Annotated in this window: 10 protein-coding genes; 6 read left to right on the top strand and 4 right to left on the bottom strand. The window is 41.0% G+C overall.

Annotated features, from left to right (window positions below; translation table 11 throughout):
- Nucleotides 1–807: 807 nt before the first annotated feature.
- Nucleotides 808–3,228, top strand: a complete 2,421-nt coding sequence (locus tag RMY16_RS04520) for a sucrose synthase (protein WP_322735351.1) — start codon at nt 808–810, stop codon at nt 3,226–3,228.
- Nucleotides 3,229–3,295: 67 nt separating this feature from the next.
- On the opposite strand, the gene RMY16_RS04525 is transcribed toward RMY16_RS04520, so the two are convergent.
- Together RMY16_RS04525 and RMY16_RS04530 are read right to left on the bottom strand one after the other, a co-directional pair.
- Entirely contained in the window at nt 3,296–3,847 is a 552-nt protein-coding gene (locus RMY16_RS04525) for a peptidoglycan-binding domain-containing protein (RefSeq protein ID WP_322735352.1), read from the bottom strand.
- 307 nt (nt 3,848–4,154) lie between these two features.
- Nucleotides 4,155–4,871, bottom strand: a complete 717-nt coding sequence (locus RMY16_RS04530; RefSeq protein WP_322662275.1) for an ROK family protein — start codon at nt 4,869–4,871, stop codon at nt 4,155–4,157.
- Between the two features lie 330 nt (nt 4,872–5,201).
- Between RMY16_RS04530 and RMY16_RS04535 the strand changes: the two genes are divergently transcribed.
- Nucleotides 5,202–5,705, top strand: a complete 504-nt coding sequence (locus RMY16_RS04535; RefSeq protein ID WP_322662272.1) for a 2TM domain-containing protein — start codon at nt 5,202–5,204, stop codon at nt 5,703–5,705.
- Between the two features lie 314 nt (nt 5,706–6,019).
- Here the strand turns inward: RMY16_RS04535 and RMY16_RS04540 are convergent, their stop codons facing one another.
- Nucleotides 6,020–6,586 carry a phycobiliprotein lyase gene (locus RMY16_RS04540; protein WP_322735353.1) on the bottom strand — a complete coding sequence of 189 codons (567 nt, stop codon included), beginning with the start codon at nt 6,584–6,586 and terminating at the stop codon, nt 6,020–6,022.
- Between the two features lie 75 nt (nt 6,587–6,661).
- Entirely contained in the window at nt 6,662–7,342 is a 681-nt protein-coding gene (locus tag RMY16_RS04545; RefSeq protein ID WP_322663850.1) for a HEAT repeat domain-containing protein, read from the bottom strand.
- A gap of 342 nt (nt 7,343–7,684) precedes the next feature.
- On the opposite strand from RMY16_RS04545, the gene RMY16_RS04550 reads away from it, so the two are divergent.
- The 4 genes from RMY16_RS04550 to RMY16_RS04565 all read left to right on the top strand — a co-directional run bounded on the left by RMY16_RS04550 (nt 7,685) and on the right by RMY16_RS04565 (nt 14,324).
- Entirely contained in the window at nt 7,685–8,698 is a 1,014-nt protein-coding gene (locus RMY16_RS04550; RefSeq protein ID WP_322735354.1) for a zinc-dependent alcohol dehydrogenase family protein, read from the top strand.
- Nucleotides 8,691–10,925 (top strand): pentapeptide repeat-containing protein, encoded by a 2,235-nt coding sequence (locus RMY16_RS04555; protein ID WP_322735355.1) that lies wholly within the window; start codon nt 8,691–8,693, stop codon nt 10,923–10,925. The genes RMY16_RS04550 and RMY16_RS04555 overlap by 8 nt, the downstream gene beginning before the upstream one ends.
- A 642-nt stretch (nt 10,926–11,567) precedes the next feature.
- On the top strand, nt 11,568–12,488 hold the full coding sequence (locus RMY16_RS04560; RefSeq protein ID WP_322735356.1) for a hypothetical protein: 921 nt from the start codon (nt 11,568–11,570) through the stop codon (nt 12,486–12,488).
- Between the two features lie 357 nt (nt 12,489–12,845).
- Nucleotides 12,846–14,324, top strand: coding sequence for a hypothetical protein (locus tag RMY16_RS04565; protein ID WP_322735357.1), 1,479 nt, complete (start codon nt 12,846–12,848; stop codon nt 14,322–14,324).
- Nucleotides 14,325–14,655 lie beyond the last annotated feature (331 nt).

The raw sequence follows: 14,655 nt of genomic DNA on the forward strand, positions 1-14,655 counted from the left end.
ATAATCAGAATGTTGCCTATACTGTGGTCAGAAGGTGTTAACTTATCTGTATTGGTAGCCATATAAATCGACCAAATTTAAACAACCTTTGTCTAAACTATAACTATGTAAAACAAAGATCAGTTTATTATTGAACAAAAATTTATTTTAATTCATTTAAGTTTAAACTAATAGTTAAATTTTTAGCAGAACTATTAATTTTTGTTTCAAGTATTTCAAAAACAATTATAGCAATATGATCAATTCTTACCTAAATTAACACAATATAGAAATCATATTTTATTTTTGAAATTATTTACCTTATATACAGCAGATTTTAAGTTGGTGAACTACACAGGCTAAGTCTCAAAGCCTATTTTACTTCTGCCTATTTTACTTCTGTTAATTAGTGCAGCCTATTCTGACCGGAGCAACAGAAACGTCTCCGGCTCCTAAATTATGAATTCTGCTGTATGTGCTGATCATCAAAATATACGCAAATAAATGATATAGTAAAGATTACATTAAGCAATTAAGGGCGTGATAATTTGTGCCTCAAATATTATTATGCAGTGATTTAGTAACCTCTATCAAAAGAAATAAAAATTGTATTCCTTTAGTGAGATCCAAAAATACTGAGTCATAGATACTTTAAGTAAAGTAGAACATGATTTCAGTGCCTGCTGAAAAGTTGATACTTGTAGGTACACAGGTAAATATAATTTATCTGTGTTGTTTCGTGTTTATATATGTCTAACAAAAGGTGGAGGCTTATTTGTCTTGCCTAAAAAGTTAACAATGCAAACATCGTCATTTAGTGGAGTTGCTATGTCTGAATTGCTTCAAGCAGTCTTAGATAGTGAAGAAAGAAGTGATTTACGTTCCTTTCTTAGTGAATTACGCCAACAAGAAAAGAAGTACTTGCTGCGGAACGACATACTCAATGTATATAGTGAGTATTGCTCCAAATCCCAGAAACCTGAAGCCTTTTACACTTCCTCGGAGTTAGGCAAACTAATTTACTATACTCAGGAAATTATTCAGGAAGACTCAAACTTCTGTTTCATCATCCGTTCTAAGATTGCTAGCCAAGAAGTTTATTGGTTGACATCAGACTTAAGCATTGAGCCGATGACGGTGCAGGATTTGTTGGATCTGCGCGATCGCTTGGTAAACAAATTTCATCCCAACGAGGGCGATCTGCTAGAATTGGACTTCGGCCCGTTTTATGACTACACCCCAACCATCCGCGATCCCAAAAATATTGGTAAAGGGGTACAATTTCTCAACCGCTATTTATCCAGCAAAATATTTCAAGACTCCAAACAATTGCTGGACAGCTTATTGAATTTCTTGCGCCTGCACCACTACAACGGTGTGCAACTGCTGCTTAACGATCGCATTCAATCACAGCAGCAACTTTCCGAGCAAGTTAAGAAAGCGATCGGCTTTGTTAATAATCGCCCTGATGATGAACCCTACGAACAATTCCGCTTCCAATTGCAGTCAATGGGTTTTGAGCCAGGTTGGGGTAACACCGCAGCGCGAGTGCGAGAAACTTTAAATATTCTCGATGAATTGATTGATTCTGCCGATCCTCAGACCTTAGAAGCTTTCATTTCTCGTGTCCCGATGATTTTTAGAATCGTCTTGGTGTCAGCTCACGGTTGGTTTGGGCAAGAGGGAGTGTTGGGGCGTCCCGATACCGGCGGTCAGGTAGTTTACGTCCTTGACCAGGCAAAGAGCCTAGAGAAGCAGTTACAAGAAGATGTCCTGCTTGCGGGTTTAGAGAAATTGAATGTCGAGCCAAAGGTAATTATTCTCACCCGCTTGATTCCCAATAGTGATGGTACTCTTTGTAATCAACGGCTAGAAAAAGTCCACGGGACTGAAAATGCCTGGATTTTGCGAGTACCTTTACGCGAATTTAACCCTAATATGACTCAAAACTGGATTTCCCGGTTTGAGTTTTGGCCTTATCTAGAAACCTACGCCATTGATTCCGAAAGAGAACTAAGGGCAGAATTTCACGGCACACCTGACTTAATAGTTGGGAACTATACTGATGGGAATTTAGTGGCATTCTTGCTGGCGCGGCGTTTGAAAGTTACCCAATGCAATGTTGCCCATGCTTTGGAAAAATCTAAATACTTGTTCAGTAACCTCTACTGGCAAGAATTGGAGGAGAAATATCATTTTTCCTTGCAATTCACTGCTGATTTGATTGCTATGAATGCTGCCAATTTTGTGATCAGCAGCACCTACCAAGAAATTGTCGGGACACCGGATAGTGTGGGACAATACGAGTCTTATAAATGCTTCACCATGCCGGAGTTGTATCATGTTACCAATGGCATTGAACTATTTAGTCCCAAATTTAATGTCGTACCGCCTGGAGTAAACGAGAATAATTACTTTCCCTACACGCGAAACAAAGACCGAGTAGAGAGCGATCGCCAACGCCTTGCAGAAACACTCTTTACTCTGGAAGACCCCACGCAAATCTTTGGCAAACTCGACGATCCTAACAAGCGCCCTCTCTTCTCAATGGCGCGTCTTGACCACATCAAAAACCTCACAGGTTTAGCTGAATGTTATGGTCAAAGTAAAGAATTACAAGAGCATTGCAACTTAATTTTGGTAGCGGGTAAATTACGCGTCGAAGAATCAGGTGACAACGAAGAACGCGACGAAATTATCAAACTCTACCAAATAATTGATCGGTACAATCTCCACGGAAAGATTCGTTGGTTGGGTGTGCGCCTGACTAAAACTGATTCTGGTGAAATTTACCGAGTCATTGCCGATCATCAGGGAATTTTTGTACAACCAGCTTTATTTGAAGCTTTTGGTTTGACAATTTTAGAAGCGATGGTTTCAGGATTACCGACTTTTGCCACACAGTTTGGTGGGCCATTAGAGATTATTCAAGATAAGGTGAATGGATTTTTGATTAATCCGACGAATTTAGAGGAGACAGCCACCAAAATTGTGGACTTCATCACTAAATGCGAACAAAATCCTAACTATTGGAATGAAATTTCGCACCGAGCTATTGACCGAGTTTACAGCACCTATACTTGGAAAATTCACACTAACAAGTTGTTATCCTTAGCACGAATTTATGGCTTTTGGAACTTTACCTCAAAGGAAAATCGGGAAGATTTATTGCGCTATATCGAGGCTTTGTTCTATTTAATTTACAAGCCAAGAGCGCAACAGCTATTAGAGCAGCATAAGTACCGTTAGTTTGTCATTAGTCATTTGTCATTAGCTAAGGACTAAAGACAAATGACTAAAAACAATGGACAAATAACTAAATTGTCAATGCACCCCAAGTTCGTTCACCAACTACTCCATCTACACCTAAATTTCGCTGGTTTTGAAAGGCTTTGACAGCAGTCTCTGTTAGTGCGCCAAAAATCCCATCTACTCTTACAGCATAACCGTTAGACACTAATAACTGTTGTAAGGCTCTGACAGCAATACCAGAACTACCGAAATAAAGAGTCGGTAGTTGGCTACTAAACTTCTGGAACCGTCCTGTAGCCTTTGTACGAACTTTAGCTTCAGACTGAGAAAACTTCTTAGGCTTACCAAAGTTAGAAGAAACTAGTCCCTGATTCTTTTTGCTGATTTTCTGAAGTATGTGTTTTTTTTCTAGTTTCAGCACTGAGAGAGAAGCCTGAGAAATCTCATCTGTCTGCATAAATTCAGGTGGCGTAACTTTAGCAGCTATCTCTAACTGACTCTGTTTTGACTGGTTTACGTCATTTTCCATCTGAAATAATTGCTGCTGTGGCAAATTGGTTCCAGATGCTTGTCTTATTGTTAACACGCCCGTCATCATCAGGCCAATTTCATTCATTTTTGTTTATTTTACTTCAAGCAATATTTATTTTAACTAACAACATTGTTCCTGTCTGGGATAGTATATACTAAGCAAACAAAAAATCATGTACTAATTTTTCCAAATAATATTTTCATGTTTATATTTGCTTCCCTCCGATTTCATTTAATTAGATTAATATCATTAATCAAGCCATCAAGTTATCAGACATACTATCTAAATCAATGGTTTTTGAAAAAAGATGCACCTTAAGAAAAAGCGTGTAGGCATTGGCTGCCCTTAGATATCGCTTAATACTCTCAGTTGTGGCGAGATGAAAAACTTTTTACCTTTTTTCATCTCGCCACAAAGCAATACCGCCTAATAAACCGGTGATATTGGGGATGAGTTTGACATTTAACGGTAGCTGGAAATTCACTCTCACAGCTTCACCACCGCCAATGTAAAGGTAATCATAATTAAACAGATGTTGTAAAGATGCGATCGCTTTTTCTAAACGCCTATTCCATCTTTTCTCGCCAATTTTTTCTAACTCTGCACGCCCCAACTGCTGCTCAAAAGTCTCTCCTTTACGAAACGGGTGATGCCCCATTTCCATATTCGGTACCAGCTTACCATCCACAAATAAAGCCGAACCAAACCCCGTACCCAGAGTAATCACTAATTCGACACCTTTACCTGCGATCGCACCAAATCCCTGCATATCTGCATCATTAATCACCCGTACAGGCTTGTTTAAGTGTTTTAATAATGCTGTTTCCAAATCAAATCCGATCCAATCTGGATGTAAGTTGACCGCAGTTTCTGTGACTCCACATCGTACCACACCGGGAAAACCGACTGAAACGCGATGAAATTCACCTTGAGCCGCTGCTAACACCACAATTGCATTAATTACAACCTCCGGTGTTGCAGGTTGCGGTGTATCTAAACGCGCCCTTTCCGTTACAGGATTACCCGTAATATCCAAAACCATAGCCTTAACGCCACTACCGCCAATATCAACCGATAGGGTACGAATCGATCCATTTTCTTCAACCATTGAGTGACATCCTTGTTAATACTTGTTATTTCGTTATTAATTATGCTCTGCTGCATTTGATAATATCTTGGATGTTTGGAGAGTCTTTATATTGATGGGGAAGCAAGGGAGCAAGGGAGAAGTTGCAGTAAATTTTTCCCCCCCCTGCCCCTCTCCTCCCCTGCCCCTCTGCCCCTTTACCCCATTCCCAAAGTTAAAAATCCCATACATTCGATGCCGGACAGCATCTAGATTTGTTAATCTAAGAATAATGGAAATAGTACTAGCGTAGCTGCTTAAAATCCATCGGGCAGCAAATTTCTATTAAAAGTAATATTAAGAGAAAGAATTATGACGGCGTTTGAACCTCAAAGCATCCGCTCGTATAGCCAAGAAGATGTCCAACAAATTCTGCACTTAGCGATCGCTCGTCAAGCAGATGATAAAGACACAGAATTTTCTTATGAGCATATATTAGAAATTGCTGCTGAGTTAGAAATTTCACCAGAGTCTTTAAAATTAGCAGAACGCGATTGGGTATTGCAACAGGGTCAAGTTCAACAACGAAAAGCTTTTGACGCCTACCGCATCAGAAGATTTCAGAAGCGTTTAAGCAAATATGCAATTTTCAATGGCTTTTTTATACTGCTAGATTTAATCAGTGGTGGCGGAATTTCTTGGTCGCTCTACATTTTACTATTCTGCGGATTGCCTGTAGGGCTTGATGTCTGGAATACCTTTCAAATCAAAGGTGAAGAGTATGAAATGGCATTTCAAAAGTGGAGTCGCAACCATCAGATTAAGAAAACCATCAGCACAGTTTTGAACAAGTGGTTTAAGGTATTACAAGCTTAATCAAAACTTTCCCTAACTCTAACCCATTTCTACTTAATTCCCCCAGAAACCTAGGGTGTATACACAAGTCTGAAATAGTTGATTAACTAGGGTTTTACCCCACCCTAAACCTCCCCTTATAAACTACGGTGTATACACAAGTTATCGAATCACTACCAGTCCTCGAATTACCCCACCCTAACCCTCCCCGTATGTATTGGGGAGGGAACGAGATTCTCTTGTTTCCCCCCAATGCATCGGGGGGATTAAGGGGGGTAATTCGTCTTGTATATACACCGTAGCCAGAAACGGGGGGAATTATTTTGCGATCAAACTTAACTAGATACTGAATTAGCCGCCTCGGAAACCTTCTCAGCTGGTGGAAAGCCACCCATACGAATCTCAGAAGTGAAGGAAGTAATACTAAATCCACCAAAACTCTTGAGGACATTTACCCGCATTCGTAAATTGGGGCTAGCAAACCACAGGCGTTCCTCTGAGAAGATGGTTTCATCCTCTGTAGTTAGGATTAAAGCACCATCACTGTCAAATTTATAGCGGCCAGGAACTGGAGTTTTATTGGCATCAACTATTTCTCGGAGTAAACTGCCTTGGGCCGGATTATCTGCATCAGGTACCGAAACTAACACAGTTGAACCAGTGTGTTTTGCTTGATCCTTGTCCATTGTACCGTTCCAGGTAATTTTGGTAGCACAGGAAGCAGAACTAGGATTAATGTTGTAACTTTGACACCGCTTGATAACTTCTGGATGATCTAATGCCAGCGCCTCAATGATGATATCTGACTTGCTATGTTCCGATTGGTTAAAAGCCAAATGTTGACTAGTACGATGAGAAAACCATTTACCAGTACTTAACTGAAAAAACTCTTCAATATTCATGAATGAAATTACCCTGCATCAAAATGCTAAAATTCCCACTTAATTATGATTAAAAGGTAACAGGAGGCTTTAATATTAAGCTTGATTGCCTATTTCCTCAAGCTTCTTGAGGCCAATTCTGGCTGCCTCAGCAACGTTGAAATGATTGTCTTTTTCCAGGTATTTTAAAGCTGAGACACTCTTGGGAGTGGGAAGATTTCCCAAGGCTTCTGCCAAACGCTGCCTGACTAACCAATCATCTGATTGGGCGAAACGGAGAATTTTATCTACAGACTCGATATCTTTAATCTCTCCCAGTGCAGAGATTGCAGCTTGTTGCAACACTACTTCTTTGCTATCCAATGCCTGAAGAAGAACTTGACGGGCACGAGGATCTTTAATATTACCTAAAGAAACAGCTGCACTAAAACGTACTAGCCAATCAGTATCTTCATAAAATGCCCTTGAAAGTACCTCAAAGGCTCTGGCATCACCCAAATATCCTAAAGCACCAGCGGCATCAGCACGCATACCATAATCGGGGTCATTTTCGAGAATTTTTACCAAAATAGAATAACATTCTGGCGTTGGCTTGATTCCCAGAGCAAATATTGCCATCGATCGCAGTTGCAAAGATTCGTCGTCTAGTACCTTTTTAATCAAAGGTACTGCATCCTCAGCCGCAACGTGACGCAGATTAGCAAGGGCTACCATGCGATCGCGTAAATTCGGACTTTCTAACTGAGTAGAAATTTCTTGTAAGCTTAGAGCTGCCATTTAGTTCAAAGCGTTTTCTTTACTTATCTTAATTTACCCGATCTGTTCATCAGGCTGTCACCATCGTGAAGTAGGAGTTTGGCGACTTTACAAAATGGCTCAATTATGAATAAAGAATAAACAAATATTACTTACGTGAGAATATATATTGAATTTAGCAGTAATTAAGGAATAATCGATCATCTTCAAAGCTTCAGTAGCCAGTTTTTTGTTAAATGTAGATGTAGGGCGATCGCACCTTGTCGCCAAAAATCGCACTTTTCTTTCAAACATAGCTTTGTGTCCACCCTCTTACGCTAAAGTTGCATAAGAACGTGCATCTAAAGCCAGGAGGAAAGAGTTGTGAAAGCAGTCTTGATGACAGCAGCTGGCAGTCCCGAAGTTCTGCAAGTACAGGATGTGCCAAACCCTGCTGTTCCTGTAGGGAATACTGAACTTTTAGTGCGTTTGGTGGCGGCTGGCATTAACCCCATTGACACTAAACTTCGTAGTCGAGGCACTTTCTACCCCGATCGCACGCCAACAATTTTAGGATGTGATGGTGCAGGTATTGTTGAAGCAGTAGGTGCTGGAGTCCAGCGTTTTCGCGCAGGTGATGAAGTATATTTTTGCTATGGTGGCTTAGGCGCACACCAAGGTAATTACGCTGAATACACCGTTGTAGATGAACGGTTTGTCGCACGTAAACCCGCCTCTATCTCCTTTGCCGAAGCAGCAGCAGCGCCTTTAGTATTAATCACCGCCTGGGAAGCGTTATATGAACGGGGACGATTAGAACCTGGGGAACGAGTTTTGATTCATGCCGGTGCTGGTGGTGTTGGCCATGTAGCAATCCAATTGGCGAAACTCAAAGGTGCTACTGTTTCCACCACAGTGGGTTCTGAGGAAAAAGCTAATTTCGTCAAAGAACTTGGTGCTGATCATATAATTTTTTACAAACAAACAGACTTTGTGCAAGCGGTATTAGATTGGACTGGTGGCGAAGGCGTAGACTTAGCTTTTGATACCGTAGGTGGCGAAACCTTTCACAAAACCTTCCCCGCAGTGCGAGTCTATGGCGATATTGTGACCATTCTCGAACCAGATGCCAATACTGTTTGGAAAACTGCTAGAATTCGCAACCTCCGCATCGGTTTAGAATTAATGCTGACACCAGCCTTGCTAGGATTACAAGATAGTCTCCACCATCATGCAGAAATTCTCGAACAATCTGCCACCTGGATTGATGAAGGCAAATTAAAAGTCCATGTGAGTCACAAATTTCCCTTAAAAGAAGCAGCTAAAGCCCACCAACTGATTGAAAACGGTTCTGTGGCAGGTAAAATTGTTCTGCTGATTAGTAACGAATTTGCATAATTTATCTTTTAAACGCAGAGGCACGCAGAGGTTAAACGCAAAGGTACACAGAGGAGTTTCTCTGCGTACCTTTGCGCTTCCCTTTGCGTTCCTTTGCGTTTTACTCCTCTTCCTCCCCCTACCAGCTTCGGCAGCACAAACACAACCAGAACGCACACCCTTAACCCTAGAATTATTACAAGAAAGAATACGCACACCCACACTCCGTGAAGGAAATTTAACTGTCGATTTGCAAAAAATGGCGATCGATTTACGCCCAGAAAACGCCAACTTTCGTGATGCTTTTTACCAATTATTGCGAAAAGAACTAGGTACAAAACCTTTAGGTTTAGACCTCAGCAATGCTTTAATTCTGGGGGATTTTGTCGGCAGCGATTTAGGTTTAAGAACACCATTGTATGCAAAAGCTATTGCACCCATTTTCACCCCTACCGAACAAGAAAAACTAGAACGTTTGCGCTTCGTTTGTCTAGAGTCACTCGCAATCGCTTTACCCAACTCCAAAGATTGTCGATCGCTTCTGGGAACAGAATCAACTCCATACAGTGAAATCGCCGTCTTTCGTGGTGTCTTAACACTGGTGCAAACTCGCTTCAACGGCGAAGTGAAGTTCTCCAATACATTTTTCCTTCAGTCTGTTGATGCCCAAGGTGCAACTTTTCTCCAACCCACTAACTGGGCTGAAACCAGATTTGCTCGTCCCGTTAGTTTCACCAGCGCTAACTTCCAGCAACCAAGCAATTTTCAGGGCAGTATATTTTTTGACAAAGCTAACTTTAAAAAAATTAAATTTCAGGAACTCGCTGATTTTCAAGGCAGTTTCTTTGAGAAGACTGTTAACTTCAACCAAGCAACTTTTAAACAGTTGGCTAAATTCAGTAGTGTGCAGTGGCAAGGGAATGCTGATTTTTCTGATGTGTACTTTGCCAATCAAGCCCAGTTTACTAAAGCCGATTTTAATCAGTTCCTCTTTTTAACAGAAGCGACTTTTGAGCAAGCTGTAAGCTTCCGAGAAACTGAGTTTAACCAATTAGTAAATTTGCAAGGTGCGAATATTCTTAATCAAGCAGATTTTAGCGATGCGAGGTTTTCTAAAGAGGCTTGTTTAAGCGTACCAGGTTTAACTTTTAACTCTAACAAAGCGAAAATTTTAGGTAATCCCGGTGAGATTGGTCAGATGTTCTGCATCCCAACATTGCAAGGTAATCAAAACATCTTGCGGAATTTGGGGCAAAATTTCCGTCAGCAACAGCAAGTTGCCGATGCTAATGAACTGGAATACACAAAACAACGACTGCGATTAATCGAGTTTGGCCATCGTTTGACGGCTATAAATATTAATAGTGCAACTGTTGCAAGTTTGATGAATCTGGGTTTTTCTGCAACTCAAGCCCAAGCGATCGCCCAGCGTCGTCTGGTAAAATCCTTTCGTAACAGTAGTGAGTTACTCACCATTGCAGACATCGATTTAGAAAAATATACCCAACTAAGCGATCGCTTAATTGTTGGCGAAACCCTTTCTATAGTTGGGTGGTTACTACAAGCTTGGAGTTGGCTGGCGTTGAGTGTACTGCTGTTGTTGAGTGGCTATGGGACAAATTTTTGGTTAGTGTTTGGTGTGGGAGGATTAGCAATCGCTTATTTCGGCTTACTCTTTTGGCTAGTAGATCGCTATCGTCGGCTGCATCCCGTACCAATTATTCCCACATCCTACGAAACCATTTCGATATTAGTCAGTTTTAGCGTTTTAGTATTCTTCAGCTTACTAGCAATCTTTCGCAATGCTGAACAACCTTGGCTGACATTGGGGTGTATGTTAATAATTATTGTCCCCGTCCCAATGGCTTTATTGATCCGACTTTACCAACAAGGTCGTTATCACGATTTAATGGACGTTTCTTACTTCACAGAAGACGGCACATTTCGCCAGTTACGATTGTTGATTGGACGTTTGCCAGTGATACCAAGGAATCAGACATTTCGGGAACGATATATGCCTCTGTTATGCGATCGTCGTTGGAACTGGCTCAACTACTATGATTTTAGTCTCAACAATCTAGTTAAATTAGGATTTAACGACATTCGCCTGCGAGACGAACACCTACCTGGCATCGTCTCTGCACTTGCTTGGTATCAATGGAGTTTGGGTTTAATTTACATCACGCTAGTTTTGTGGACACTTTCCCGCACAATTCCGGGATTAAATTTGCTGATTTATCTGAAGTAATTTCTGTACCTGAAGCTTTTTTTGCTGCACTTCGTAGTGGTTCTAAGTAAGTAGGCACGATAAAACTAAGGTATGTTGAGTTTTATAAAAACCTTGAAACGATTCACTTATAGTGTCTTTACTGACCTTAGACTTTGTTGTATATGTTGATTTTTAACGCCGACTTACTTAAGATGTAACGTATTGCAGTATGCGAGTAACCGTGCTATTTATTGTTATCAGTCTCGTTGTATAACGTGGGATAAAAGTGATATAACCCCGGATAAACCCAGATTAATTAAATATCTAAAAAATTGGCAAGTTTATCAAAAGATTATTCATTGCAATATAATATTTCGCCCAAATTGAATTTTATTATACAAACATTTCAGTTAACTTTTTAAGTTATATCTAAAAATATCTACAAGTTTGATAAATATATCAAAATATTTTTCATTGTTCTTCAAAACCAACTCGTATAAATTATAGGTGGATGTAGCATTGATTAAAAATTTGGTTATCTACACTTAATAGAAATAGCCAAATAATCTTATAGCTACTAACTAGTTTTGCTAACAAGAAAGTGATTAAATAGACTTGAGTTTTGTCTATTTTATGTTGCAATGCTAGCAATATTTTTATCCAATAATGAGGATTAATCTAATGGCAGAAAATTCAAGTAATAGTGGTAGCAGTAACTCCTCTACTAGTGGGAACAATGCGATTGGACAATTTGGACAATCACCCTTCGGTCGCTTGAAAGAAGTTGTTCCTGAGAAAGACCTCCCCAAAATATTCAGTGGTGTTGGTGATGGACAAAGTGGCGGTAGCTCATTTGGTGGCGCTGCTGCTGGTGGTGGTGCTGGTGGCAGTCAGCCTGATTTAGCCTATGGTGGTAATCCTTTCGCTGGTGACAACTTCTGGAATATCTTTGCAGGGGGTGTCAACCCATCCGCAGGCGGTGGTAGGCCATCCACAGGTGGTAGCACATCCGCAGGTGGTGGGAACTCATCCGCAGGTGGTGGGAACCCATTCGCAGGTGGTGGGAACTCATCCGCAGGCGGTGGAAACCCATTCGCAGGCGGTGGAAACTCATCCGCAGGCGGTGGAAACCCATCCGCAGGCGGTGGAAACCCATTCGCAGGCGGTGGAAACCCATCCGCAGGCGGTGGAAACCCATTTGCAGGCCGCGGGAACCAAAGTAGTGGCAGCGACCTTTTGACTGGTGCTGGTGGCAGTAGTAACTCATCCACAGGTGGCGGGAACCCATCCGCAGGTGTTAGTAATCAAGCTCGCGATCCTTTGACTGGTGCTAATAGCCCGACCTATGGTATTAGCACAAGTGAAATACCGAACGGGTTCGACTTGAGGGTTACTATTGACAACCTAGTTGACTCAAGGCTTGACAAGGAATTGGGCGATGGAAAAACCCCATCATTTGGTGGTGGTAGTGGAGGAGGAATCCCATCATTTGGTGGTGGTAGTGGAGGAGGAATCCCATCATTTGGTGGTGATAGTGGAGGAGGAATCCCATCATTTGGTGGTGGTAGTGGAGGAGGAATCCCATCATTTGGTGGCCAATAAATCCCGTTCGCTTAATAGAATCCTTGCGAAAATGAGCAGATAAATAGAGGAAACAATAATGAGTTCTTCAGTACATAGTATGCTAGTACAGTTGGGAGCAAATAAACATACCATTTGATAAAGCTCAAAACCGTGTATTATCGGTGATGTGCCTTCTGCCTTATTGTACTAGCTTGCTATTTTACATCCTATAACTCTTTACAGGTAAGGATTTAAGCAATATTTTCTGTTACTTTGACAGTAAGATGATTAAAGCCTTTATTATAGAGAGATTTTGGGTTTAGCAAACTCATAATTGTTATAAGAAGTACTGAAGACCCCATGATTTTTTAACTAAAAATAGGAAAATTAGTGCCAATGGAAGAGTCTGCTGTCAATCCCCTTAATGGTAGAGTTAATCCCTTAAGCGCAGGTGTCCCTAACAGCGTTAGTTCCTTTGCTCCTAATGACAGTTTGTCTGCTGAAGGCAGCCTGTTGACGGGTGGTAGCAATCTGTTATTAGGTAACGGTAACAATCCCATTCCAGGTGGCGGTATTAACCCGTTTGCAGGCGATGCTGGCAGTGGACTTCAGCAATTAATCTTTGATCGATTAAAGTCAATTTTAGGTGATAACTTTTTCAAAGGTATTGACAACACATTGGCAGGAGGTAGTAACCCGTTTGCAAACAGTGGTTATCCGATTCCAAGTGGGGCTACTAACCCTTTGGCAGGTAACGGTAATGCAATTCCAAGTGGGGCTACTAACCCATTTGCAGGTAACGGTAATGCGATTCCAGGAGGAAATAACCCATTTGCAGGCGGTAGTAACCCATTTGCAGGCGGTAGTAACCCATTTGCAGGAGGAAGTAACCCGTTTGCAGGCGGTAGTAACCCATTTGCAGGAGGAAGTAACCCGTTTGCAGGCGGTGGTAATGCGATTCCAGGAGGAAGTAATGCGATCGCAGGTGCTGGAAGTCTGCTTCAACAATCGCCTTTCGATCCGTTGAAAGAAGTCCTTGGTAACAATATACCCTTTAGTAACACTGGAAATACATCTAATTCAGGTAGCCAAACCTTTAATCAGAGCAACGCACCAATTGGCAATGGTAACAAGGACTCTGGTAGTAATAACGCAACTATTGGTAATTTTAACTCGGATTATGGCAGTAACAGCGCAACCATTGGCAATGGGAACTGGAACTTTAATAATGACAACGCAACCATCGGTAATGGCAACTGGCTATTTGGAAAGAGTAACACAACTCTTGGTAACGGCAACTGGTATTGGGACGATGGAAGTAATAATTCAACATTAGGTAATGGTAATTGGCACTTCGGCAGTGACAACGCAACCATTGGAAACGGCAATTGGGATTTCGGTACTAATAACACAATTATTGGTAATGGTAACTGGGTTTTTACCAATGGAAATGAAATTATTGGTAATGGTAATTGGTTAACAAAGACTGATAACACAAAGATTGGAAACGTCAATAATCTCAGCAGTTTAAAGTTATCCCCACTAGGGATAAAAACTGATGTTAACAATCTGATTGACTCTCTTATAGGTAAAATAGGTCAAAATTTTCTTGGGTTTACAGGAAATTTTGATGAATCGAGTAGCCAAACCTTTAACCGCCTCATCTCTTCTAAAAGTGTTGGTAATGATACTGATATATCTAAGGATATTGAGCAACTTTTGGCATCACTCAGCCCAATTCAAGGAAATTTCATCAATTATCAGCCTGTGCAGAACCCTCAGCCTGTCCCAGAATCTGCTTCTTCAGTGCCGTTGGTAGTAATGGGAGTCGTGTGTTTGCTGTTGTCACTGTTCAAAAAACAACAACACTGTTAACGTAAATTCAATATTTTTAAGCTTATTGCGATCGCACTTCCTATTTCTCTACCAGATTGACTTATAGCAATAGACATCTTGTAAAAATATATTTTTGCACTCTTAGGGTAAAGGGAAAGGATTTTGAGTTTCTTTACCCTTTTCCCCTTCACTTTTACCCTGACTTTTGCAATAAGTCTAATAATTAGCGAGAATTAATGCTGTCCGCACCAAGCGATTCTCATCAAGACGTTTGGCGATCGCACTACAAAGTTAAGTGAATGCATCGGCTTGTATTGTTAAGGCGGCGGCGGCCTTGTTAATGCATCGGCTTGTATTGTTAAGGCGGCGG

The sequence above is a fragment of the Nostoc sp. DedQUE12b genome (assembly GCF_034530835.1).
In the GTDB taxonomy this organism is placed as follows: Bacteria; Cyanobacteriota; Cyanobacteriia; order Cyanobacteriales; family Nostocaceae; genus Nostoc.

Coding starts and splice junctions, on each gene's coding strand:
- RMY16_RS04520 (WP_322735351.1), top strand. CDS start 808: ATGTCTGAATTGCTTCAAGCAGTCTTAGATAGTGAAGAAAGAAGTGAT.
- RMY16_RS04525 (WP_322735352.1), bottom strand. CDS start 3,847: ATGAATGAAATTGGCCTGATGATGACGGGCGTGTTAACAATAAGACAA.
- RMY16_RS04530 (WP_322662275.1), bottom strand. CDS start 4,871: ATGGTTGAAGAAAATGGATCGATTCGTACCCTATCGGTTGATATTGGC.
- RMY16_RS04535 (WP_322662272.1), top strand. CDS start 5,202: ATGACGGCGTTTGAACCTCAAAGCATCCGCTCGTATAGCCAAGAAGAT.
- RMY16_RS04540 (WP_322735353.1), bottom strand. CDS start 6,586: ATGAATATTGAAGAGTTTTTTCAGTTAAGTACTGGTAAATGGTTTTCT.
- RMY16_RS04545 (WP_322663850.1), bottom strand. CDS start 7,342: ATGGCAGCTCTAAGCTTACAAGAAATTTCTACTCAGTTAGAAAGTCCG.
- RMY16_RS04560 (WP_322735356.1), top strand. CDS start 11,568: ATGGCAGAAAATTCAAGTAATAGTGGTAGCAGTAACTCCTCTACTAGT.
- RMY16_RS04565 (WP_322735357.1), top strand. CDS start 12,846: ATGGAAGAGTCTGCTGTCAATCCCCTTAATGGTAGAGTTAATCCCTTA.